Annotated in this window: 18 protein-coding genes, 1 pseudogene and 1 other annotated feature; of the genes and pseudogenes, 4 read left to right on the top strand and 15 right to left on the bottom strand. The window is 44.9% G+C overall.

The features are described from left to right. Window positions 1-21: 21 nt before the first annotated feature. The 3 genes from NST45_RS00410 to NST45_RS00400 all read right to left on the bottom strand — a co-directional run bounded on the left by NST45_RS00410 (window position 22) and on the right by NST45_RS00400 (window position 2,631). A complete protein-coding gene (locus tag NST45_RS00410) occupies window positions 22-909 on the bottom strand; it encodes an ABC transporter permease (protein WP_076185455.1) in 888 nt (295 codons plus the stop codon). 35 nt (window positions 910-944) lie between these two features. Then, a complete protein-coding gene (locus tag NST45_RS00405; RefSeq protein ID WP_038573373.1) occupies window positions 945-1,748 on the bottom strand; it encodes an ABC transporter permease in 804 nt (267 codons plus the stop codon). Between the two features lie 106 nt (window positions 1,749-1,854). Continuing rightward, window positions 1,855-2,631, bottom strand: coding sequence for an ABC transporter ATP-binding protein (locus NST45_RS00400; RefSeq protein WP_339824520.1), 777 nt, complete (start codon window positions 2,629-2,631; stop codon window positions 1,855-1,857). A 326-nt stretch (window positions 2,632-2,957) separates the two neighbouring features. Here NST45_RS00400 and NST45_RS00395 point away from each other — a divergent pair, with 326 nt between their 5' ends. Beyond that, on the top strand, window positions 2,958-6,125 hold the full coding sequence (locus tag NST45_RS00395; protein WP_339824517.1) for an S-layer homology domain-containing protein: 3,168 nt from the start codon (window positions 2,958-2,960) through the stop codon (window positions 6,123-6,125). A gap of 579 nt (window positions 6,126-6,704) precedes the next feature. Here the strand turns inward: NST45_RS00395 and NST45_RS00390 are convergent. After that, the gene (locus NST45_RS00390; RefSeq protein WP_036680299.1) at window positions 6,705-7,988 is read right to left on the bottom strand and encodes an ArsB/NhaD family transporter; all 1,284 of its coding nucleotides are present in this window, start codon (window positions 7,986-7,988) and stop codon (window positions 6,705-6,707) included. A 543-nt stretch (window positions 7,989-8,531) separates the two neighbouring features. On the opposite strand from NST45_RS00390, the gene NST45_RS00385 reads away from it, so the two are divergent. Further along, window positions 8,532-9,617: an LLM class flavin-dependent oxidoreductase gene (locus NST45_RS00385; protein ID WP_036680301.1), complete on the top strand. Its 1,086-nt coding sequence runs from the start codon at window positions 8,532-8,534 to the stop codon at window positions 9,615-9,617. A 60-nt stretch (window positions 9,618-9,677) separates the two neighbouring features. Here NST45_RS00385 and NST45_RS00380 read toward each other — a convergent pair whose 3' ends face one another. Continuing rightward, complete coding sequence (locus tag NST45_RS00380; protein ID WP_036680302.1) at window positions 9,678-9,917, bottom strand: hypothetical protein; 240 nt, start codon at window positions 9,915-9,917, stop codon at window positions 9,678-9,680. Beyond that, window positions 9,914-10,921 carry a TIR domain-containing protein gene (locus tag NST45_RS00375; protein WP_170914300.1) on the bottom strand — a complete coding sequence of 336 codons (1,008 nt, stop codon included), beginning with the start codon at window positions 10,919-10,921 and terminating at the stop codon, window positions 9,914-9,916. Before NST45_RS00375 ends, NST45_RS00380 begins: the two co-directional genes overlap by 4 nt. Window positions 10,922-11,070: 149 nt before the next feature. On the opposite strand from NST45_RS00375, the gene NST45_RS00370 reads away from it, so the two are divergent. Then, window positions 11,071-12,219 (top strand): N-acetylmuramoyl-L-alanine amidase, encoded by a 1,149-nt coding sequence (locus tag NST45_RS00370; RefSeq protein ID WP_036680306.1) that lies wholly within the window; start codon window positions 11,071-11,073, stop codon window positions 12,217-12,219. 96 nt (window positions 12,220-12,315) lie between these two features. Here NST45_RS00370 and NST45_RS00365 read toward each other — a convergent pair whose 3' ends face one another. The 4 genes from NST45_RS00365 to NST45_RS00350 all read right to left on the bottom strand — a co-directional run bounded on the left by NST45_RS00365 (window position 12,316) and on the right by NST45_RS00350 (window position 18,348). Continuing rightward, the gene (locus NST45_RS00365; protein WP_051491117.1) at window positions 12,316-13,608 is read right to left on the bottom strand and encodes an Nramp family divalent metal transporter; all 1,293 of its coding nucleotides are present in this window, start codon (window positions 13,606-13,608) and stop codon (window positions 12,316-12,318) included. A 206-nt stretch (window positions 13,609-13,814) separates the two neighbouring features. Next, window positions 13,815-15,494 (bottom strand): glutamine--tRNA ligase/YqeY domain fusion protein, encoded by a 1,680-nt coding sequence (locus NST45_RS00360; RefSeq protein ID WP_076142222.1) that lies wholly within the window; start codon window positions 15,492-15,494, stop codon window positions 13,815-13,817. An 81-nt stretch (window positions 15,495-15,575) separates the two neighbouring features. Continuing rightward, window positions 15,576-15,836 (bottom strand) — a binding site (T-box leader). Window positions 15,837-15,881: 45 nt separating this feature from the next. Continuing rightward, entirely contained in the window at window positions 15,882-17,438 is a 1,557-nt protein-coding gene (locus tag NST45_RS00355) for an SAM-dependent methyltransferase (RefSeq protein ID WP_076142218.1), read from the bottom strand. A 55-nt stretch (window positions 17,439-17,493) separates the two neighbouring features. After that, complete coding sequence (locus NST45_RS00350) at window positions 17,494-18,348, bottom strand: copper amine oxidase N-terminal domain-containing protein (RefSeq protein ID WP_036680310.1); 855 nt, start codon at window positions 18,346-18,348, stop codon at window positions 17,494-17,496. 164 nt (window positions 18,349-18,512) lie between these two features. On the opposite strand from NST45_RS00350, the gene NST45_RS00345 reads away from it, so the two are divergent. After that, entirely contained in the window at window positions 18,513-19,697 is a 1,185-nt protein-coding gene (locus NST45_RS00345) for an oxalate decarboxylase family bicupin (protein ID WP_036680311.1), read from the top strand. An 18-nt stretch (window positions 19,698-19,715) separates the two neighbouring features. Here the strand turns inward: NST45_RS00345 and arsC are convergent, their stop codons facing one another. The 5 genes and pseudogenes from arsC to NST45_RS00320 form a co-directional block, all read right to left on the bottom strand. After that, window positions 19,716-20,135: an arsenate reductase (thioredoxin) gene (gene arsC / locus NST45_RS00340; RefSeq protein WP_036680313.1), complete on the bottom strand. Its 420-nt coding sequence runs from the start codon at window positions 20,133-20,135 to the stop codon at window positions 19,716-19,718. Window positions 20,136-20,156: 21 nt separating this feature from the next. After that, entirely contained in the window at window positions 20,157-21,446 is a 1,290-nt protein-coding gene (locus tag NST45_RS00335; RefSeq protein ID WP_036680316.1) for an arsenic transporter, read from the bottom strand. 128 nt (window positions 21,447-21,574) lie between these two features. Continuing rightward, the gene (locus tag NST45_RS00330; protein ID WP_036680319.1) at window positions 21,575-21,901 is read right to left on the bottom strand and encodes a metalloregulator ArsR/SmtB family transcription factor; all 327 of its coding nucleotides are present in this window, start codon (window positions 21,899-21,901) and stop codon (window positions 21,575-21,577) included. 81 nt (window positions 21,902-21,982) lie between these two features. Then, entirely contained in the window at window positions 21,983-23,611 is a 1,629-nt protein-coding gene (locus NST45_RS00325; protein WP_339824510.1) for a GNAT family N-acetyltransferase, read from the bottom strand. Further along, window positions 23,612-24,279 (bottom strand): annotated as a pseudogene (locus tag NST45_RS00320) (response regulator transcription factor). Window positions 24,280-24,287: the final 8 nt, after the last annotated feature.

Below are 24,287 nucleotides of genomic sequence, written 5' to 3'. Positions count from 1 at the left end.
TTCAAGACCTCCTCAGTTTGTTTAGCCTTCGTAACTATCTCGCCAGAACAGGAACTTTCGTTCAATAATCCGGAACAAGGAATCGATCAGCTTACCGACAATTGCGAAAATAATAATACCTACGAATACAACCTCTGTATTAGAGTTCTGCTTCGCTTCATTGATAAGAAACCCAATACCTGACTGTGATCCAATAAGCTCTGCTACAACCAAACCAATCCAAGCTACAGCCAGCGACAACCTTAGCCCTAACAAAATTCCAGGCAGCGCCGCCGGGAGTATAAGCCTGCGCAGCTTCTGATATGGACTGAATCCCAATACACGAGCTACTTCGAACAATTTATTGTCCACATTGCGGATGCCCATAAATGTATTAATATAGAGCGGAAAAAATGAGCCTGTCATAATGATCACAACTTTTGACATCTCTCCAAACCCGAACCAGAGAATAATGAGCGGCGCTATAGCTAAATGGGGAACAAGCCTAAGCACTTGTACGCTAGGATCGAGCACATATTCTACACTGCGAAACAAGCCAGTCAGTACGCCGAATAGAAGACCCAACACACCTCCAATAAGAAATCCGATGCCCGCCCTACCCATGCTGACGCCCAGATGATGAGTTAACTCTCCAGTAACCAACAAGTCGGTAAAAGCTCTTGCAATCGAAAGCGGAGTCGGCAAAAAGGTTGCTGAGACCAGCCCCGTACTCCCTGCCAGCTGCCAAAGGACTAACGTCACCACCGGGATAATTGCACCCATTCCCCAATCAGAGAGCAGGGGTTTCCATGCAACTTGTATTGCGGGTTTCTTCGGTGTCTTCTTGGATAAAGGAGCTGTGCCGCCGCTATCCAGCGTTTCTCTGGCTCTTTTAGTATTTTTGATAATAGCTTCTACTCCATCGCTCATGGTGCATCCCCCTTTTGTTTAATGAGCGTTCAAGGTTATCCGCGATAACTGTCTTGCCATCTCAACAACCGTCGTTCAATGTAACGAACAATGGAATCACTCAACAATCCAGCTACGGCAAAAATAATAATCCCCACGAACACCACTGGTGTGTCCGCAAATTGACGCGCATCGGACATCATGTACCCAATGCCTGAGGTAGATGCAATAAGCTCTGCCACTACTAACCCCAGCCAAGAAAGCCCTAGAGAGAGACGCACTCCGAGAATAATGTTCGGCAGCGCTGCTGGAAGTACTAACCTGCCAATCTGCTTCAATCGGCTGAAGCCAAGTACCCGGGAAACTTCGAACAGCTTGTTATCCACGCCGCGAATTCCCATGAACGTATTAATATAAAGCGGGAAAAAAGCTCCCTTAGCAATCAATAGCACCTTCGACTCCTCACCGATCCCGAACCATAAAATGAACAGCGGTACTACCGCCAGACTGGGAATCATGCGGATCATTTGCAGGGAAGGATCTAACAGCTTCTCCGATCTGCGGAACAGGCCTACGAGAAGTCCTAACAGCAGACCCAGTCCACCACCTAGCAGGAATCCAGAAAAGGCTCTGACCAAGCTGATTCTAAAGTTCGGCCACAGATCGCCTGAAGCCGCTAAAGTTACAAAAGATTCCGCAATCGTATACGGCGTAGGGAACAGCATCTCCGAGATCATTCCATAATGCCCGAGCGTCTGCCACAGAATTAGCACACTGCCCGGCAGCAAAAGACCAAGTCCTAGTGTTGCCACCTTTCCGGGTCTTCCGGAAGTTCTTATGGCTACAGCCCGATTTGTCATACTTTGAACCCACCTTTTTTCAGCTTTACAATCACTTTAAATAAACAGAAAGAGACCCTCGAATGTTAATGTCTTCGAAAGTCTCCATGGGTATGGTCGACCTATTTTATATTCCGGCTCCGTCTGTAAGCTCTAGCTCATCTACCTTTTCAAAATAATTCAACACCTTCAAACGCAGCTCTTGAAAGGAGGTCGTTGTTTTTTTCCGTGGATACGGTAAATCTATCGGTACAATTTTACGTATTTTCCCTGGACGCGGCTCTAGAATCACTACCCGATTCCCCAAGAACACAGCCTCATCAATATCATGCGTCACAAAAATCATGGTTGTTTGGTTAGCCCGCCAAATGTCCAGCAATACCGTCTGCATATGAGCCCGAGTGAATGCATCCAGTGCACCAAACGGTTCGTCCAGCAGCAGTATTCTCGGATTGCGCAGAAGTGCACGAGCTATTGCCACCCGCTGGGCCATCCCTCCCGACAACTCGCGGGGATAAGATTTCTCAAATCCATTTAACTTCACCAGATCAATCAATTCATCGACCTTCCGCCTAACCTCCTTGTTCCCTAGCGGTAAATCAGAGGCAATATTCTTCTCAACGGTAAGCCAGGGAAAGAGGCGATGCTCCTGAAAAATAAAACCCTTATCGATCCCAGGACCCCCAATCTCTGCCCCTTCCAGGGTGACACTGCCAGTGTACCCGCTATCCAGACCGGCTACGATGCGTAATAGTGTACTTTTTCCACAGCCGCTGGGGCCGATGACTGTAATAAATTCGCCCTCCTGTACATGGAGATCTACATTATGGAGTGCTTGAACATGACCACCGGCAGACTCAAAACGTTTATTTAGGTTCGAAATAGACAGCAACGCTTCTCCCACCTTGACCCCTCCTTTAATCTGTATGGACAAAAAAACAGAGGCATTGCGTTTTTACATTCGCAATACCTCTGTAGGAACAGTCGGCAATCTTTATTCAAAGTAAATCAATTGGAATTATAATATTTAAAATATCATCGATTTTATAAGCTGTCAACAAAAAACAAGCCCTTTTATGGAACAGAAGTGGAGTTATTTCTAGTTCATAAGTTTGAAAAGCAATGAATTAAATCACTTTTAGTAGGATGAAAGTATTAAAAAACTTTGCTTTTGCGTCGATATAATGAAGTAAGCTTATGACAAATTGGTTCTAAGGAAGGGGCTTTTGCTTGAAAAGCATATCATTAAAATGGGGAGCAACACTTGTTGCCCTTAACACCTTGTTCGGTGGTACTCTCTATGCATCTGCAGCTGAAATCACTCCACCGTTCTCCGATTTAACCGAAATACAACAGACGAAAAGTGCCGCAATCCTCGAGGCTGCTCGTCTAGGATTGCTTAAAGGCGATCCCAATGGACAATTCAGACCCACTGCGACTATGACCCGCCAAGAGCTGGCAGCCATTTTAGCGAAGACCTTAAAGCTAGATTCCTCAGTGAATTCCGCTTCTTCCTTTAGAGACGTATCTGATTCCAGTTGGAGTGTCTCCGCTATTGAGGCTGTTAAAAAGGCAGGATTTATGGAGGGTGATCTTACAGGTAATTTTAATCCATCCAGACCTGTAACTAGAGAAGAGCTTGCAGTTATATTTGTACGTGCCATCCGCGGAACTGGAGCACAAGGCGGACAAGCCAACAAGGTTAATGACGAATCCACAATCAGCAATTGGGCAAAAGAGTATACTGATGTCGCACTACGTCTTAAACTTATAGACTCTCCCGAAGATATGTTCAGCCCCAAAGGTACTGTTCAGCGGCAGGATATGGCTTCTTTTCTGCTGAATATTTTTAAAGAAGAACAACAAACTGCAACGATCGACAATATAGATGGAGATTTCGTAACGATCAATGGCACGCCTTACCTCATTGAAGGTACACTCAAAGAATTAATGGGTGATAGCAACCATGATGCTTTAAGAGGAGCTGTCCTTAAGTTCAATTCCTTGAATCGTCATGTAGATGGTTTGCAAGAGCTTGAAATTGTACAAAAAGGGGTTCAACTAAATACCTCCGGCTTACCCTCCGATTCTTTGCTCAATATTTCTGGAAATGATGTTTTTATTAAAGGCAATGTTACCGGTGATTTGAAGATTAAAAATGGCGTTTCGAGTATAACTTTTCAGGGCCAAGTTGGGCAGATCATTGTGGATTCTATAACTCCAGTTACTATTCATGGCAGCGGTTCCCTGCAAACCTTAAAAATAGTTGAAGGCGGCGCTAGGATCACCATCGATCCCTCCTTGTCTATTCAAAATCTGCAGTTGCCTGGCATGAGTCTGCCTTCACATTTCATAACAAATTACACAGCCATTCAAAATAATATCCAAACGGTTCAAAATGCATCTGGAGCCGTTGCTCCTGCATATACTTCGTCCACGTCTGCTAACGCCGTGAGCGATCCGACTCCTGAGCCTACTCCGATAGCGACTCCTAGTCCTACTCCAGTGGCGACTCCTAGTCCTACTCCGGTCGCGACTCCTGAGCCTACTCCGGTGACGACTCCTGAGCCTACTCCCGTAGCGACTCCTAGTCCTACTCCGGTGACGACTCCTAGTCCTACTCCGGTCGCGACTCCGAGCCCTACTCCGGTGACGACTCCGAGCCCTACTCCCGTAGCGACTCCTGGTCCTACTCCGGCGCCGACTCCGGAGCCTACTCCCGTAGCGACTCCTAGTCCTACTCCGGTGACGACTCCTGAGCCTACTCCGGTCGCGACTCCGGAGCCTACTCCAGTGACGACTCCTAGTCCTACTCCGGTAGCGACTCCTGAGCCTACTCCGAGTCCTACTCCGGTAGTGACTCCTAGTCCTACTCCGGTGCTGACTCCTGAGCCTACTCCGGTACCGACTCCTGAGCCTACTCCGGTGGCCACTCCTAGTCCTACTCCGGTCGCGACTCCTAGTCCTACTCCGGTGGCGACTCCTGAGCCTACTCCCGTTGCGACTCCTAGTCCTACTCCGGTAGTGACTCCTAGTCCTACTCCGGTGCTGACTCCTGAGCCTACTCCGGCGCCGACTCCGGTGAACCATGCACCAGTCGCGCAAAATAATATTGATCCAATATCTGCTCTGATCACAAACGGTGTCCAAAACGTCGACATCAGTAATGTGTTCATTGATCCGGACGGCGACCCGCTTACATTCGCAGCTGCATCCTCTGACGCTAGCGTTGCCACTGTATCTGTAAATGGGAATCATCTCAACCTTGTGCCGGTCAATTCAGGTACGGCCATGATTACAATAACAGCAATGGACGGCCAAGGTGGCGTTAACACTTCTACTTTTGTATTCACTGTAACGTCTAATCAGCCACCAATTGCGATATCTGGAATCACTACTCAACTCTTAACACCAGGTATCACGGCACCACGTATATTTGATCTGGCCCAGCTTTTTCAAGATCCAGACAATGACATGCTTACTTATTCAGCTTCTATAGATAACGTAAATGCTGGTACACTTAGCCTTAATGGCAACACTCTGACGGTAACTCCGGCAGCTAATAGTTCAGCTAGTGGTTTAGTGACCCTCACAGCAATGGATAATAAAGGAGGTTCAACCACCTCAACTTTCACCTTGATTACAGCCCAGCTTGTAAACAACGGCTTTGTGCCAATAACCACCAAGCAAGGTGTGTCCAATATTTCCTTCGATATTTCCAAGCTGATTCCTAATCAGAGTCAATTTAAAGTGTATACAGAAAGCAGCACAGGTTCATTGAGCGGACCTGCAACTCTGAATGGAGCTATATGGAATGGTCCTACAAGTCCAGGAACGGTATGGATAGTAGGTTCTGATGGCAAAGCGGTTGTATTATCTATAAGTGTGGCTTCACAGGGTACCTCCGAGCTATTCTTCTCAGAGTATCTGGACGGCGGTGACGGCAGAATCGCAGTTGAGCTGTACTATAAAGGAAATGGTAATCCCGCAGGAAAAGCAGAAGGTTACACCCTTGAAGTCCACCAATTTATGAAAGCCACTCAAACCAAACAGGTTTATTCCCGGTCATTATTTCCTGTATCTGTAGCAATGCCTTATATGTTTATAGATTCTACTTTTGGGGACGCATTTGATTTAATGAATATCTCCTATTACAATGATGAGCTGAGTCTATATAATCCAAAAACATATAATATTACAGCATTAGTACTGAAGAAAAACGGCCAAATCGTAGATGTTCTCGGTGACCCTACCTCTAATCAGCAATTCCTCTCCACAGGTGGAACTATTGTCCGTAAATCTGGTATATACACTGGATCACAGCAGTATTCACTTGAGGGCGAGTGGAATCAATATCCCAAAGGAAGTTACCAGTATTTTGGAAGTCATACTCCTTAAGCAGCCCTTTCTAATGTAAAAAACAAGCAGGCAGTGAGCCTCCAGATATTGGAGAATCACTGCCTGCTTGATTATCTGCATTGCGTAGCGTTAAGTCGACTTTGGGTAAACCTCGGAATAACTCCTCCGGATCCCCCCGTATATTTTATATCGCCGAATCTAGATCAAATCTTTGATTTAGTTGCATTCTGTACACTTATTTCGTATAAAAAAGGGGGTGTCCTGAATATAACTGTATTCTATACAATTAAAATCCAGAAAAATCACCTTTAGCTGAGGAAATCATGAAAATAAGTGTACTGAATACAGCTATTTTTTGGGGACAATTTATTCGATGAGTTATAACTGTACAAAATACACTTATATGCTCCCACCGTCACTTCAACATATGTTCACCGCTTCAACATCTGCATTTTGCCTCCACTTGTTACTTATACTCCTGCATCTTCTTCCACTTCTTCCACTTCTTCCTCTACTTCCTCTACTTCCACTACTCCTTCTACTTCCTCCACAACTTCTACCTGCCGTTTCAAAATATCACTTCAAGCATATCGCTCCCCCGGCTCTTAATAACGCTGCTTACATCAGATATCTTAAATATAAATACACGCTGGAGATCACAATGGACAACAGCATCAAAGGAAAACCGACCTTCAAATACTTCATGAACGTAATCGGGTACCCCTCTTTACCTGCCAAACCCGCTACGATCAAATTAGCACTCGCACCAATCAATGTGCCATTGCCACCCAGACAAGCCCCTAAGGCCAAACTCCACCATAACGGCTCCAAATTGCTGATCCCCATATTGCCCATCTCCTGAATCAGAGGGATCATAGTTGCTACAAAAGGAATGTTATCCAGAAATGCTGAGGTAATGGCGCTGACCCATAAAATCATCATTGAGCTCATCAGCACATCACCATTCGTTATTTCAATCGCTTTTGCTGCCAGCTCTGCAATCACACCTGTCTCTACAAGCCCTGACACCAACACGAACAGTCCGATAAAAAAGAAGATCGTAATCCACTCCACGCTGTGAAAAGCTTTTTCCAGCATATGTTCCCCTCCGGTCAGCAGCAGCAGTAAAAATGCACCGGCCAGTGCAACTGTAGCGGACTCCAAATGTAACGCCTGATGTAAAAAGAACCCGGCAATCGTAATTGCCAATACGATCAGACATTTTCGCAGCAGCTTATGATCCGTAATCATAACCTTCTCATCCATATCCATGATGCTCTGCTGCAATTCAGGTGTAGTTTTAATTTGTTTACCGAACATCAATAACAGCAGCGGGATATACGCCAAAACAATGATGATAATCACAGGTGTCAGATTGCTAATAAAAGCCATGAAGGTCAGCTCCTTAACAGCACTGCCAATCATGATATTAGGCGGGTCTCCGATCAAGGTTGCCGTTCCGCCTACATTAGATGCGATAATTTGTGACATTAAAAAAGGCAGCGGATGTATGCGCAGTTGTCTTGTAATACTGAAGGTGACTGGCACCATAAGCAGCACTGTCGTCACATTATCCAAAAAGGCTGAAGCCACTGCGGTAATCACAAACAAAGCAATCAGTATTCTTTTCGGCTTCCCCTTCGCCAACTTAGCTGATTTCACAGCTGCGTATTTAAAGAGCCCCGTCTCTGCGGTAATCCCTACAATCATCATCATCCCTACAAGCAGTCCTATAGTATTAAAATCGATGTGCTGCAGTGCCGTCTCCTGATCCACAATGCCCATCGCTATCATGACGATAGCTCCTAACATCGCCAGAATGGTACGGTGAATCTTTTCGGAAATAATAAGTCCATAAATCAGCAGAAAAATGCCTATCGCCCAAACCGCTTGCTGTTCCATAATATCCCTCGGTCCTTCTATGTAATTTCGTTAACTTACAGTCTACTCATCATATAACCTTATTATCATAAAATAGATTTGTATTTTTCGCACGGGGATTGTGGAATCATTCCACTAAAAAACGACTCTGCCGGATGTTTATCGGAGAGCCGTTGTAGATTCGATTATTTCATTTTTAGAGCCTGAGGCTCCTTGAAAGCAGTTAACGTCCCTTTAATCTGCACAATTATCATACCGTTTAGATCAATAGCAACCAATTTCCTATCGGTCTGGGCTACATACATGCCATGTCCCAGGCACCAAACTCCTCCTCATATAAGTAACTGCCTCATTTGGATAGATTCTTAAAATCAAATATAATAACATCAGACGAGCAGGATATAACCCTTATGGATTATTATTCCATTTTGTCAAAAACAACAGAAGAAATCAAAACATTTACTCACAAACTTACATTTTGTAAGTCATTGTGTTATAATAATCACATTCCTCCATACACGGACAGGCTTTAGCAAATATATGAATAACAAGGGGTTTGTGAGCATGAGTAACGAAACAACCGCAGCACCAGCATCCGATTTTGAATTTGGTATCTATACCTTAGGAGACATCGTTGCGGATTGTCATACAGGGAACAAGATCAGTCCAAAACAACGTCTCGACGAAGTCGTGGCTGCAGCTAAGCTGGCAGATGAGGCGGGACTTGATGTATTTGGTGTAGGTGAGCATCATCGTCTTGATTTTGTAATTTCTTCGGTGCCAGTCGTACTGGCTGCCATTTCTCAGGTTACTAACAGAATTAAACTAACGAGCGCAACAACCGTATTAAGCACCATTGATCCTGTGCGGGTGTTCGAGGATTTCGCCACACTTGATTTGCTGTCGAATGGACGTGCAGAGATTATTGCGGGGCGTGGTGCGTTTGTGGAGTCTTTTCCGCTCTTCGGGTATGAGCTTGAAGATTATCACCGTCTATTCTCCGAGAATATCAATTTACTCTTGGAGCTTAACAAACATGAAGTTATGAACTGGGAGGGCTCCTTCCGTTCATCGCTGAAGGATTCGGAGATTGCTCCACGTCCATTACAGGAGAATCTTCCACTCTGGATTGGTGTAGGCGGTTCTCCAGAAAGCGCGGAGAAGGCCGGGATGCTCGGGACCGGAATGGCTATCGCCATCCTAAGCGGCAGTCCAGAGCCTTTTCAAGAGCTTGCCGCAACCTATCGGCGTTCCGGAATTCAAGCAGGACATGCACCGGAGGATCTAAAGATTGCGATCACTAGCCACGGCTACATTGCTGAAACCTCACAGCAGGCGTTGGACGAATATTACCCTTACTACTATAGTTACCGTAACTCTATCCGTCCAAAACCGGGTCAAGAGTACAAGGTGTCTCGTGATGACTTTGGGCAATATGTATCTGCTGATAACACGATGGCTGTGGGCAGCCCGCAGCAAATTATCGAAAAAATTCTCTATCAGCATGAGCTGTTCGGTCATAGCCGCTTTATGACTCAGCTCGATATCGGCGGCCTTCCTTACGCTAAGGTAGCCAAAGCCATTGAGCTTTTGGCAACAGAGGTTGCACCTGTCGTACGGCGTGAGATCGCCAAGAAGAACAACCGTTAGAATGGAATACCAAAAAGGGGCCCTCAAGCCAATGGCTGAGGCCCCCTTTTTATAAAAAAATCACGCAAAGGATGGTTTATTATTATCTACTTTTCCGCTGATAAGCTTCTTATACTCGTCGTCTCCGCCGTCCAAAGAAGGTGCAGTATAAATCTGAGCTGAAGCTGGCTGCTGAGCAGAATGACTCGAGCCTGCTTTTCTTTTGGTGCTTTTGTCATCGCCGCCTGCACTCCTGCTCCCACCACTCGCAGATCGGAGAACAGCATCAGATAAGCTGTTAATACCTTTTATTCTCTTCATGCTGAATCCTCTCCTACTAAATGATTGATGGTACGGAATAAATCCTGATTATTCCCAACTACCGCCTTAAGATCATCTGCAGATAATCCATCACTTCCTGAGAAATGAACGGAAAGAACATACTTCTTACCTAGAGGATAGCATAGGATATATACCTCTGCAACTTCCGTGCGTTGAAAAAAAGTCCATTTACTCGATAAAAATGCATCTACCACACTAGGCTGCTTCTCATTCCCTTTCGTTACAGACAAGGGATAGGAGTGACCGCGTCCGACATTCCCCCCCACCTGAACTAGTTGTTCCTTCGCTTGTGCCTGCCAGATAGCTGCACCGATTACACGACAATGCTTCGGAGGTAAAAAGGAATTGCGTATCGCCTCACTAAGTGCGTGATACTTCTCTCCATTCTCGGAGATGGTCACATTACTATTATATTGCCAAAAAAAATGAAGGATACTTTCCTTGCGCCTTAAATCCATCTTTAGCTGCTCTAAATCTTTAAGCGGGTCACGGAATCTTCCACGCTCTTGAATACTATCAATAATCTTACCACAGCTCACATCCACAGCAGCCGTAGGATTATCGTGATGCACTTCATACTCTAACGATGTAATTCCTGCTAAATCAGATAGCAGATGATATTCTTCTACATTTTCTCCAGGGATCAGATCATCACGCGCAGTTACCTGATCAGGTACTAGACAAAAAACACGGCTGCGCCGCAATCTAGCCCAAAACAAACCCATTTCAAACCCCGTATTATCGCGGGTCACATAATAATATTTACCACGGATTTTGGCGACATCATCTGGCGAGAACACAAATACGGCAAAATCGCTCTCATCCAAATTTCTCTCCAACGCCTCCATGGTGTATTCATTCGCACGAAAAGCGTTGGCATACCAAGGATGCACTTCAGCATCCCTCTTCAGCTGCTCATGAATCGCTCTTGCATAACGTATAGACTCCCTGGAAGATCCAATGAATAGCTTTGGTTTAGTCACGGCAATGCTCCTTCATCCTCTTTCCCGATATGTAATAATTATACAAGTCTTTAGACCACCAGAAAAGAGGCCTTATTCTCAAAAAATATTATTCTAAACCTCGTAAATTGGGTAAGGAATTACGACTACTCTCAAAAAGCGAGGATACTATGAACAAAATGATAGGTGTCACCCTGCTCACAGCTTGCCTTTTGGGTATAGCAGCGCCACAGTCTGCTGAAGCAAAGACAGCAGCAGGAAGTTATACCGCACAGGTATATGCGAGTTCTTTAAATGTACGCGATGAACCGGCTAAGAATGCAACTGTTGTAGGATCAATTAAGAATGGGGCTCGGGTTACTGTGACTGATGAGCAGCACGGATGGTTAAAGGTTAAGGCGGGGAGCACCTCTGGCTGGGTAGCGGGTTATTACCTAAAAAAGGTGAACAGCAACTCCCTGCAATCCAGCGCTTCTGGAACGTCTATTGCTACTAAAACCAATACTGCCTCGTCAACATCAGCCAATGCTTTTAGTAGAACTTCAAAGGCTACAGTCACGGCTGATTCTCTACGCATCCGAAGTGGCCCAGGAACACAATATAAGGTGCTCGGTTCTTTAAAAGCCAAGGATACAGTCACTCTCCTTCTTCATCAGAACGGCTGGGCTCGAATTCGCACAGCCAGCGGTGAAACTGGTTGGGTGGCAGAGCAATATATCCGAAGCGGAAGCACACCAAGCAGTACAAGCAGCATAAGCACCGTCCAGCACAAAGGCGGACTACGAGGAAAGCTGATCGTCATCGATCCTGGTCATGGCGGCAGTGATCCGGGCATGCTCGGCACTACATATAACACCATGGAAAAGGATTTGAATCTGCACACTGCACTTTATGTCCGGGATGCTCTTGTTGCTAAAGGAGCACGGGTAGAGATGACTCGCACCCGAGACGATCAAAAGCCCACGTTAGCACGTCGTGTTCAGATGAGCCAAGCCCTGCGTGCTGACGCTTTTGTAAGCGTTCATTATAATTCTTCACCTAAAAATGTGTCCGGAACGTTGACCTTCTTTTATTCAGAAGCGGATGATTTGAAGCTCGCGCGGGCGATTGAAACCCGGCTGGGGCAAGGCATCGGTCTGAAGAGCAACGGGTTGTCCTTTGGCGATTATCACATCCTAAGGGAGAATCGGATTCCAGCTACCTTGGTCGAACTTGGATTCCTTACCAATCCTATAGACGAGTCCATTGTCCGCAAGACCTCCTATCAGAAAAAAGCGGCTAAAGCCATCGCCGAAGGCGTAGCAGATTATTTTAAATAACTGGCTGGAACAACCCTCCAAAAAAAAAGCCCGACCCATGTATCTCTCAGGTATGATCTGAGGAGATTTGTGGGTCGGGCTCTTTTGACTGCTTCCTTATACGAGCATTTGATAGACCAAGAACAAGTTCAACGATACAACCAGACCGGAGATAATCCAGCCCAGAGTGGCTGTCATTTTGCGGTTCACTAACCCGCCCATAATCTGGCGGTTGCTTGTAAACACAACCAGTGGAATCAACGCGAACGCAATCCCAAAGGACAAAATCACTTGACTTATTACGAGTGCCTTCGTTGGATTCACACCAAAACCAATGATCGCTAGTGGGGGAATGATGGTAATCGCACGGCGCAAGTACAGGTTAATTCTTTTGTTGATGAAGCCTTGCATAACCACATCGCCAGCCATAGTCCCTACGGAGGAACTCGACAGTCCCGCAATGAGTAGTCCCAGCCCAAACGAGATCGCCGTTACTGGCCCAGCTAAGTGACCAAATTGCTGAAACGCGACATCCAGATCCTCAACCACGAGACCATTTTTGAAAAACAATGCCGCAGAGACAATAACCATAGCCATATTTACTGCACCTGCGATAATCATCGCAATTATAATATCTATAAATTCCAGTTTGAAAATCTGTTTTTTCTCCGATTCATTCACCCCGACGATACGGTTCTGTGTAAGTGATGAATGCAGGTAAATCGCATGTGGCATCACGGTTGCACCTAGAATTCCTGCGGCCAAAAGGATGCTGTCCACCCCTTCAAACTTAGGTGTAAACATGCCTACGGCAACTGCTCCCATATCCGGTTTAGCTACAATAACTTGAAAAGCGAAGGCTAATACGACTATAAGGATCATCGCGGCAATCCCTGCCTCTAGGGAGCGGTATCCCCGGCGTTGCAGCTCTAAGATAGCAAATGAGCCCACCGCAGTAATCAGTGCTGCTGGCAGCATGGGAATATCAAATAAGAGATATAATCCTAATGCCGCCCCGATAAACTCTGCCAGATCCGTAGCTATAATCACCAGTTCACTTTGAATCCATAAGAAGATAGATACACTCTTCGGAAAACGATCATGAGCGATCTCAGGCAAGTTCTTGCCTGTCGCAATCCCCAGCTTGGCGGATAACGCTTGGATTAGTACAGCCATTAGATTAGAGGCTACGATCACCCACAATAAAAGATATCCATATTTGGAGCCTGCCGTAATATTGGTGGCAAAATTACCCGGATCCAGATAAGCAACTGCAGCGATAAAAGCTGGGCCTAGGAAAGGAAGTAATCGTTTAATCCCTTTGATCTCCCCGTTAAGTACGGCTTGTGCTGAAACAGAGTTCTTATGTTGTTTTATATGTGGTTGTTCTACTAAAGTTTGTTCGAGCATTTCAATTCCTCCTCTTGCCCTGAAAAAGTTGTCTATATACACGAAAGTTTCCCCTGTGCAACTTATATTTAAAGTATATGCTTATTTCTGAAAAATGTAAATATGTTTCATATGGAATTTTCATTTGCTTATAATACTTATGACCAATAACAAAAAAAGCTAGACGATGATCAGAAATTACCCGATCTTCGCCTAGCTTAAGCTGCTTATGAATTTTTCTTCCATGTGTCCTTCAGCGGTACTATCCGATTCAGCACCAGCTTATCTGCCGTGGTGTACTTCGTATCCACACAGAAAAATCCATGCCGGATCAATTGAAATTTATCTTCTGGCGTTGCGTTGCCCATCGATGGCTCCAGCAAACAATCCTTCAGGATCGTCAAGGAATCCGGATTAAGATACGCGTCCCAGCGCTCACCGTCTTCTTTAGGACCGTCGTTATCTTTCAGCAGCCGCTCATATAGATGAACATCAGCTTTGATAGCATGATCTGCCGATACCCAGTGAATGGTTGCCTTAACCTTCCGTTCATTAAACCCGCTTCCGCTCTTCGTTCTCGGATCATAGGTGCAGCGAAGCTCTAGGATTTCTCCGGTAACTTCGTCCTTGATTACTTCGTTGCATTTAATGAAATAAGCACCCTTTAGCCTTACCTCGTTCCCCATAGTCAGCCTGTGATAACCTTTTGGCGGCTCCTCCATGAAATCTTCTTGTTCAATATAAAGGGTTCGTGAAAAAGGAACCTCTCTTTCCCCAAGTGACTTATCTTCACTGTTATTCTCAATCGTCAGCCCTTCATTATGATCCTCAGGATAATTAGTAATGACCACTTTTAAAGGCTTAAGAACAGCCATCACACTTGGAACCTTTGCCTTCAAAGCTTGTCTAAGCGCATGCTCTAACATGGCAATATCCACAATGGTGCTATTTCTGACAAATCCAATTTCCTTCACAAAATTCCGGATACTCTCCGGTGTAAAACCTCTTCTGCGTAAACCGCGAAGCGTAGGAAGTCTTGGGTCATCCCAACCGTCCACATAATGGCCTGTAACCAGTTGCCTGATATACCGTTTACTCGTCACAACTCCGGTGATGTTCACCCGTCCAAACTCTCTTTGCTTGGGAGCTTCAGGGGTATCCAGCTCATTCAGTACCCACTCATAGAGCGGCCGATGATCCTTAAATTCAATCGAGCATAAGGAATACGTAATCCCTTCGATAGCATCTTGTATAGGATGGGCAAAATCATACATCGGATAGATACACCATTCGTTACCCGTTCTATAATGCTCCGCATGAATGATTCTGTAAATCACCGGATCACGTAAGTTGATATTAGGTGAGCTCATATCTATTTTAGCCCGCAACACTCTGGCTCCCGTCGGATAATCTCCAGCTTTCATCTCCGTAAATAACCGCAAATTCTCTTCTACAGAACGCTCCCGGAACGGGCTGTTTTTTCCCGGCTCCGTAAGCGTCCCTCTATAGGCTGTCACCTCTTCAGGTGATAAATCACAGACATAAGCCTTTCCTTTTCGGATTAACGTAACTGCGCTATTGTATATTTTCTCAGAATAATCTGATCCATAAAAAATATGGTCCGGTGGATAGCCCATCCATTGAATATCTTCGATGATGGCATTTACATACTCCAAATCCTCTTTTAAAGGATTGGTGTCATCAAAGCGCAAATGGAACTTCCCGCCATACTTTTTCGCAGTCGTATAGTTCGTGTGAATAGCATACGCACTGCCAATATGCAGATACCCGTTAGGCTCAGGTGGAAATCTCGTGCAAATATCTCTACTGTAAGTCCCTGCTCCCAGCTCTTCTTGAATCAATCTGTCGATGTAACTCTCTGCTAATACTTCCGGTTCCTCGTTCATTGGTGTTACCTCCTGTTTATAAGTGATATCCGCCTGCTTAATCTGCAAAATAAAAAGAACCTCACCTCCAAGACTTATGGTCTTGGGGACGAAATTCTCGCGGTACCACCCCAGGTTCATTAATATGTCACCATATTAATCTCATCAAGTACGGCAAAACATCTTACGCAGTGCTTATACTCTAGCTCTATAACAGGAGCTCCCGTCATACCATCCCCTTAGTCCGGTTCCGATATGCCGCTCAGAGGCTTGTTTCGATAAAATCCCCCTTACCCTGTTCTCATCATCCAGGGCTCTCTGTGAAGGAATGATTTCATGTACTCTTCTCGTCATCGCGTTTGATTATTTTGTATAGGATACCAAAAAGATAACCCTATGTAAATGTGCTTATTCCTCGCTCAGCGCCGTTAGAAGCTCCAATACTACTTCATTGTCAGGCTCTGCAGCCAAAGCTCTACGCGCGTATTCCAATGCAGCAGCTTCAGCTCCTAGCTCGTAGTTACAAATTGCCATGCTATAAAGCACTGATGCTAATGGTTCTTCCGTATTGGCATGCATAGAGCGTTCTAAGTAAACCAATGCTTCCGCGAATTTATCCATTTCATACAGCAGTAAGCCAGCATCTAGCGACAGGTCATAACTCTGTTCCATCGGATAATAGCCAGTCCACATCAACTGTATTCCTCGCTGTAAATCCAGCATTTCTTCATCACTGGCACTGGGCAGTAGCTCCGAAATCTGTTCAGCACTATGGATAAACCATTCAGCATCATACCCACCCAAACGCCAAAAGGCCAAAATTTGCTGCAGCCCCATCGTATCTAATTGCTGATCCATCCATTCCTTCATACTAAAGAAATCATCGGGACCAAAACGTTCTATAAACCGCTTGTAACCCAGCCGAGTATTTGTATAGCTCAACGGAGTTGGAAGCATAAGAATACAGCCGATGTTCAGGTTTTTATAGTGATGACTGGTGAATATTGAATGCGCCCCTTTTTGTTTCAGCACATGTTCTATCGCATGATAATTCGCAGTCAAAGAGAAGCTTCCGTGATGAATCAGCAATGGAGGTTCTGCAAATTCCCAGTTCTCTAAGCGATGGTCTCCCTTATCCGCTGTAAGCAGCACGATTCCCTCTGTAGAGAGCCGCGCAAGCCGCTCCAGACAAGTGAGCCCCACCACCGGAAAGAGTATATGTGAATCCTCCAGCTTCTGCTGATAAAGCGCTATAACGTCATGATAGGGATAAGTCTCCTCTTCATAACTAGCCGCACGCCGATAATGGTACTGCGGGATGATTTTGCCGAGCGCATCGGAGGGGTTATCCGGATCAACTTCCGCCGAATACTGGATCGAAACCTCACATTCATATATTTTTCCTTCATCCACATAAATTAATTCTTGCGGAATGCTGTCAAAAAAATAATTTGCCACAATCACCAATGGCTGCTGTAAATCACCCGGCCGAATGTTGAGCTTAGCGTGTACTAAATGTAGTTCTACATCCTGCACAGCATCAAAACGTGCGAAGTCCAAAATACCCTGCTTCACGTAAGGAAGTAGGCTCGGGTGCTGCTGCCAACTGGATATATTTTTGGAAGGCAAATCGCTCATCACATAACGAAAAGGAGGTAGAGGAATATCTGCGTAGTCTACGATTTCACACAACTTTTTAAGCACATGGAACGCTAACCGGCCTGCTCCCGCTCCAAGTTCTAGAATCGTAACGGTCTCTGAGAGATGCCCTTGTCCAGCCCGGTCTTGCAGGAATCCAAAGATCATCTCTGCGTATGCTGTTGCAATCATAGGGTTACTCGTGATGTACTGCGGGACCTGATCATTATTCCAAGCCTTTAATCCCTGCTCTTCATAATATGTTCGTTGCAATTCCCAAATCGGTGCTTCGCTGAAGCGATATTGCTGCTCTTTGTTACCTGTCATCTGTTTCTTTACCCGCTCTCTGTCTAGCTTGTTTGAATAATCTATAGCAAATGCCTTATTGCGCTCTCAATGTGCGTGACCTGAAAATGACGTATTCAGCCTCTGTTGGAATGGAAACGGAAAATGATAATAATGCCGCCTTGGAGGTTGAAGAATCAGGTCCTTTCAACGTTTGATAAAAAGAATTTCCTTTACTGTCCACACTCACCAGCTCTAATTCCGCGTTTCCTTTAGGGATGATGAATCCGGAGGTATTTTGCACGCCTAAGGTTAATCTATATTCTTTCCCGGATTGAGCCTGCGTTAGCATAGTAGGATATAAAGGATACGGATGTGCTGTCGTTTCGAGTGGATAAGGAGCAAGGGCAAGATCTGCCTCAGGCTTCACCCATTCCTCCCCTTTTCTGGCTCCAATGCCAAGGGTTAATTTATTCACATTATTAAATTGCACTTCCCAGCGAAAAGACTTAAGCCCTTCTAAAATAGGGGAAGCCGGAACAAACAGAGCGCCATCCTTTACCTCTGGAGCAACGCCTAATGATTCTACGGTCTCCCCATTAAAATCTGCCTCTAGCTGCCCTGCTTTAATATTTCCTACAGATCGGTCCAACAGTGAAACAGTAACACTCTTGCTCAGAGCGTCATAGAGCAAATCTGCGCCAATCGCATTGGAGAAGGCTCGAATCGGCACCATTAATTTACCTGCTTTGAAATAAGGGGCGAGTTTACCTGGAAAAAGCACGTAATATCCCCCGTATGACAGTGGCATTACCTGTGTCCCTAACTGGACAGCTGCTGACACCGATGTAGGTGTAACCGCAGATCCCACGGCGAACATAATCACTAAAAGACCTATTACATAAGCTTTTATTTTCCCTAATCGTTGTAAGGACTCCTTGATGTGAATCATCACAAACCCCTCTCCAGTTCATCTAGAACCTTAGCCTCTATTAGTAATAATCAATGATGACCCTACACATGTCAACTTGTACCACTTCTGCTATCCATCATAAAAGACAGCATTCCGCATATATTTTCATTGAACGCTTAAGGAACAAGAAAGGAGAACATCTTATGACTTCTGCTGGACAGGATTCGGCAAAAAAAACAAACATCCCCCAGCCCATCCGAAGCGATGGCACAGGGGGATTAGATAAAGGCCCTCGCGATGTTATGCGGGATCTTGAGAATCCGGATATGTTCGTTCCTCCGGTGACTGATGCGGGCCTGGTTCCCAATTTGAAATTTTCTTTCTCCGATGCGCATATGCAGCTTAATCATGGTGGCTGGTCCAGAGAAGTAACCGTCAGAGAACTCCCTATCGCAACTACACTGGCAGGTGTGAATATGAGCCTGACCCCCGGTGGAGTACGAGAGCTTCACTGGCATCAGCAAGCGGAATGGTCTTATATGCTGTTAGGCCGCGCTCGGATTACTGCTGTGGACCAGAATGGGCGGAACTTTATAGCAGATGTAGGACCTGGTGATCTATGGTATTTTCCGCCGGGTATTCCTCACTCTATACAAGGTCTTGAAGAAGGCTGCGAATTCCTCCTAGTCTTTGACGACGGGAGCTTCTCCGATCTGAATACCTTGTCTATTTCCGATTGGTTCGCCCATACGCCCAAAGAGGTTCTTTCAGCTAACTTTGGAATACCTGCCGAGACCTTTGACTCCATCCCCACTGAACAGGTTTACATTTATCAGGATCAAGTTCCCGGCTCATTACAAAGCCAAAAGGTGCAGTCGCCTTACGGAGAAATTCCACAGAGTTTCAAACATTCGCTATTGGCACAGCCTCCATTGAAGACTCCTGGCGGGAGCGTCAGAATCGTTGATTCCAGCAACTTTCCGATCTCCAAGACCGTGGCTGCTGCACTGGTAGAGATTGAACCTGGAGGAATGAGAGAACTCCACTGGCACCCCAACAACGATGAGTGGCAATATTATCTTACCGGAAAAGGACGGATGACTGTGTTTGCCGGAAACGGTGCGGCACGTACCTTTAATTACAGGGCTGGCGATGTTGGGTATGTTCCTTTTGCATTTGGACATTATATTCAGAATACAGGAGAAGAATCGTTGTGGTTCCTCGAAATGTTCAAAAGTGACCGTTTTGCCGACGTCTCTCTGAACCAATGGATGGCTCTCACTCCCCATGAATTGGTTCAAAGTAATTTGAACGTTGGGCCCGAAGTGACCGATGCCTTACGGAAAGTGAAATGGCCAGTGGTGAAATACCCTAAGTTAAAAGAATAGGTTACTTCCTCCCTTTGCTTATTCACCAGTCTCCGCAAAATGTTTGATTCTATCTCCAATCTGGTCACGCACACGCTGGAACACTGCCCACTTCTCTTCATCCGTCCCTTGCGCTTTTGCCGGATCATCGAAGCCCCAGTGTTCCCGTTTGACCTTCGGAGGGGTCATTGGACATTTATCCGCAGCATCTCCACATAAGGTAATGACTAGATCCGCGTTGTTCAGCAGATTAGCATCAATAATATCCGAGGTCTGGCCCGTGATATCTATGCCTACTTCGCTCATGGCTTGTACAGCTTTTGGATTTAGACCGTGAGCTTCAATACCTGCACTGTACACGCTCCATTCTTTTCCTAGATATTGCTTAGCCCAGCCTTCAGCCATCTGACTTCTGCAGGAATTCCCTGTACATAAAAAATAAATTGTTTTCTTGTTCATCTTGATCTTCCCCTATTCAAATTAGTTAATTAACAACCACATATAAAGACCTAAAAGCGTAATAAATAACGTTGGAATGGTTAAAATAATACCTGTCTTAAAATACGTTCCCCAAGAAATCTTCACGCCTTTAGCCGAAAGTACATGTAGCCACAGCAGTGTGGCGAGTGAGCCAATCGGAGTGATCTTCGGTCCTAAGTCCGAACCTATAACATTCGCATATATTAAAGCCTCTCTAATGATTCCAGTGGTATGCGTCGCATCAATGGCAAGCGCGTCAATCAGAACGGTAGGCAGATTATTCATCAGCGATGAGATCAATGCAGCTATGAAGCCCATACCCATCGTTGCGGCAAATAAGCCCTGATCAGCAATAGACCCAATCATCTTAGCAAGTAAATCCGTCAGCCCAACATTTCGAAGTCCATATACTACGACATACATTCCAATGGAAAAGAACACAATCGCCCAAGGCGCTCCTGTAATCACTTCTTTCACCTTGACGTAAGGGCTTCTTCTCGCGAGAAGCAGGAACAAAATAGCTATGATCCCCGCAACCACAGATACCGGAATACCCAAAAATTCGCTGACAAAATACCCTACCAAAAGAACAACCAATACAATCCATGACAGCTGGAACATTTTTTTGTCTTTAATCGCCTCATGCGGATCTTTTAGCTGTGAATCGTTAAAGTGCTTGGGAATACTTTTGCGAAAAAAGAAATAGAGCACCACGATGCTCGCCACAAGTGAGAACAGCGTAGGTATGATCATCTTGCCTGCATACTCCATAAACGTAATCCCGAAAAAATCCGCCGATACGATATTGACCAGATTGCTGACCACGAGCGGCAGTGAGGTGGTATCGGCAATAAAACCGCTGGCGATAATAAACGGAAATACTTTTTTCTCATCAAAATGCAGCGCCCTTACCATCGCAAGCACAATAGGCGTAAGAATCAGAGCCGCTCCATCATTCGCAAAAAATGCAGACACTAATGCGCCAAGAACGATGACATACACAAACATTCGTCTGCCATTCCCGCGGGCAGCCCGCGCCATATGTAAAGCAGCCCATTCAAAAAATCCGATTCGATCCAGAATTAAAGAAATCAGAATAATAGCCACAAACGCTAAAGTAGCATTCCATACGATCTGCGTTACATCCAGAACATCATTAAAGCTGACTACCCCAGCTAGCAAAGCTATGATCGCGCCACCGCAGGCTGACCATCCAATCGATAAATTCCGGGGCTGCCAGATTACAAGGATTAAAGTTACTAAAAATATAAGGATAGCTACAATAGCCAAAGTGCCATCCCCCTTTTACTGCCAATCCACATCTTTTTCAACACTCCTATATAAGCATGTGACTTCAATCCAACATCATTATATAACTATATGGTTATATATAAATCAAAAAAATCCTTACCTGAAATTTAGTCGCAGCATGGCTCTTTAGCCTCTTTATTCAGTTCAGCCAATATCGATTTGGTACTAGGCATCTGTTGAAGAACAGCCTTAAGATGTGGTTTATCCTCGACATTTAACGAATAATGTACCCACTGTCCCCGCTTGCTTTCCCTAACGATTCCTCTACTTTTCAATTTCCGTAAATGCTGGCTAATCGCCGGCTGGGAAATGTCAAAGATATCAACGAATTCACACACGCACCATTCCCGCTCTTTCAGAAGAGAAAGCATTGCCAATCGGGTCTTATCTCCGAATAGCTTCAAGTCTTCAGCAATTTCCGTTAGTGTCTGCATTCCTTCTCTCCTCCTTTCGAAAGTATATAAGCTAATACTTATATTCTAGTGAACTTACCAGTGGGAAGCAAGAGTTAATTTTTAGCGGGCTACCGTCCACTCATGCTCCAACATACTGAACATCAAAGAATCCCGCCACCCATCTTTAATAAGTAAAGCATCCCTTAATCTTCCTTCATAGGTCATACCTATCTTGGTGAGCACCTTGGATGATCCACTATTCCTAGGGTCACAGGTCGCGTATATTCGATGTAGTTGCAGTTCTTCAAAACCGAACTTTAACATCCGTTTGGCCGCTGCTGTAGCGACTCCCTGTCCCCAGGCATCAGGATGGACAATATAGCCGATTTCGCCGCTTCTGTCCGTATGGCTTCTAATGTTTAATTCAATCATGCCGATCAAATGTTCAGTTCCTACCCCAACCCTGCTCTCCACTTCTATTTTACAATCATGCATTTTTAGAATTTTTAAAACAATGGATAATCCAAGTCCATTCCCTTTATGAACGCTGCTCCGCGCTTTATCCACCATATAAAAACGATCAAAAATGCGGGGCAATGCTTCCTCTGGTATGCCTTGACCAGAATCTTTAATAGAAACCTTCACAAACGCTATAGAACGCTCGATTTCGACATGAATGATACCCTCTTGGCTTGTATATTTTATAGCATTATTGATTAGGTTTTGCCAGACTTGATCAAATAAATCTTTATCCACCGTAATTTCGCAGGGCGATAAATCTAATTCTATCTGAATGTTTTTCTGTGCCCATTGGGGTTCCGCCAGAACGATCGCTCTTCTTAACTGTTCATCCAACTGGAAAGTGGTGAGATTAACCGGATGATGTTCTGAATCGAGCGAGGCTAATCTAAGCAGATTGTCACTTAGGCGGGATAAGCGCAGCGTTTCCTGATAAATAATATCCAGATGCTCTTTTTGCTCTTCTACTGGAACGACACCATCTTGCAGCGCTCTAGTAAACCCTCTAATCGACGTAAGCGGAGACTGCATTTCATGAGAGACATTGCTGACAAAATCATCACGAACTGAATCTATCTTTTGCAGCTCACTAGCCATATGATTAAAGCTTTCCATCAGTTCCCCGAACTCATCTTGATTTTTATGCGTCAATCGTACAGATAAATCGCCTGATGCCATTTTCTTAGCAGCTTCCGTCAGACGTTTGATAGGCTTCACAATGAAACCGGACATCAAGAGAATCAGTAAACTTCCGATGACTAAAACCGTTAGAAGTGTAAAAAATACGTTACGTCTGAATGTGATCAAGCTCGACGAAAAATCAATTTTAATGATGAGCGCAGCTTTCTCCTTATCTACGATGGGAATGCCAACAATAGCAACACCAGACTTATCATTAAGCATCACTGCGTCTGTGGAGTCTGGCTTAAATAGAGCGGCAACCTTCTCCTTATCCACTGAAAAAACAGCATCACTCCACTCATTCACTCTCACTTTCGCAATATCGACACCATATTTATTGAGTAGTTTAGTAAATGCCTGTGTTTTTTCCGGATCATCGATTAGGGTAAGCACTTTGGCTACGTCTCCAGCTACTCTAATGAAGATATGGTTTGGGGTCACATTATTTTCGGAAAACCGTACATTTAGCAAAAAAGAGATCATTAAGCTGACGATCACAATCCCAATGAACGTAATGACAATACGCAGACGCAGGCTTTTTTTCAACATTTAGGCCAACTCCAGACGGTATCCAAGTCCTCTTACCGTAGAAATAATTAGCTCAGGAATCGATTCCAATCTTTCTCTCAGACGTTTGATATGCACATCTACCGTACGCTCGTCGCCTTCATAATCGACACCCCAAATATTTTCTATGAGCTGAGAACGCGTGAATATTTGCCCTGGCGAACCCGCCAGAGCAAATAACAACTCACATTCCTTTTTCTTCAACTCCACCGTTCTCTGAGCCGCAACAACTGTCAAATTCCCCAGATCAATCATCACTGCGCCTAATTGAATCACACTCGAGGAGGTTAAATGATATCTTTTTAATAGTGATTTTACCCGCAGGACCAATTCTATGGGATCAAACGGTTTGACTAAATAATCATCTGATCCGGCATTAAATCCTCTGACTTTGTCCTTAGATTCTCCTCTAGCTGTAACCATCAGAATTGGAATATCGATATAAGATCGGATATCTTCGGTCAATTCAATACCATCTACATTCGGCATCATTACATCTACAATCGCCAAATCGATCTTTGTATGCGCTAGAATGTCTAATGCCTCTTGACCGTCTGCTGCTTCCACTACGGAAAATTGGTTTTTTCAAGATATAATCGTATTAATCTACGGATATGAGAATCATCATCCGCCACTAGAATCGTGTTCATCTCTCAAT

The organism is Paenibacillus sp. FSL R7-0163 (assembly GCF_037969975.1).
Lineage (GTDB): Bacteria > Bacillota > Bacilli > Paenibacillales > Paenibacillaceae > Paenibacillus_AQ > Paenibacillus_AQ odorifer.
The sequence above is the reverse complement of the archived record's forward strand: the minus strand, read 5'-3'. Positions and strand labels throughout refer to the sequence as shown.

Coding starts and splice junctions, on each gene's coding strand:
- NST45_RS00410 (WP_076185455.1), bottom strand. CDS start 909: ATGAGCGATGGAGTAGAAGCTATTATCAAAAATACTAAAAGAGCCAGA.
- NST45_RS00405 (WP_038573373.1), bottom strand. CDS start 1,748: ATGACAAATCGGGCTGTAGCCATAAGAACTTCCGGAAGACCCGGAAAG.
- NST45_RS00390 (WP_036680299.1), bottom strand. CDS start 7,988: ATGGAACAGCAAGCGGTTTGGGCGATAGGCATTTTTCTGCTGATTTAT.
- NST45_RS00385 (WP_036680301.1), top strand. CDS start 8,532: ATGAGTAACGAAACAACCGCAGCACCAGCATCCGATTTTGAATTTGGT.
- NST45_RS00380 (WP_036680302.1), bottom strand. CDS start 9,917: ATGAAGAGAATAAAAGGTATTAACAGCTTATCTGATGCTGTTCTCCGA.
- NST45_RS00370 (WP_036680306.1), top strand. CDS start 11,071: ATGAACAAAATGATAGGTGTCACCCTGCTCACAGCTTGCCTTTTGGGT.
- NST45_RS00365 (WP_051491117.1), bottom strand. CDS start 13,608: ATGCTCGAACAAACTTTAGTAGAACAACCACATATAAAACAACATAAG.
- NST45_RS00360 (WP_076142222.1), bottom strand. CDS start 15,494: ATGAACGAGGAACCGGAAGTATTAGCAGAGAGTTACATCGACAGATTG.
- NST45_RS00355 (WP_076142218.1), bottom strand. CDS start 17,438: ATGACAGGTAACAAAGAGCAGCAATATCGCTTCAGCGAAGCACCGATT.
- NST45_RS00350 (WP_036680310.1), bottom strand. CDS start 18,348: ATGATTCACATCAAGGAGTCCTTACAACGATTAGGGAAAATAAAAGCT.
- NST45_RS00345 (WP_036680311.1), top strand. CDS start 18,513: ATGACTTCTGCTGGACAGGATTCGGCAAAAAAAACAAACATCCCCCAG.
- arsC (WP_036680313.1), bottom strand. CDS start 20,135: ATGAACAAGAAAACAATTTATTTTTTATGTACAGGGAATTCCTGCAGA.
- NST45_RS00330 (WP_036680319.1), bottom strand. CDS start 21,901: ATGCAGACACTAACGGAAATTGCTGAAGACTTGAAGCTATTCGGAGAT.
- NST45_RS00325 (WP_339824510.1), bottom strand. CDS start 23,611: ATGTTGAAAAAAAGCCTGCGTCTGCGTATTGTCATTACGTTCATTGGG.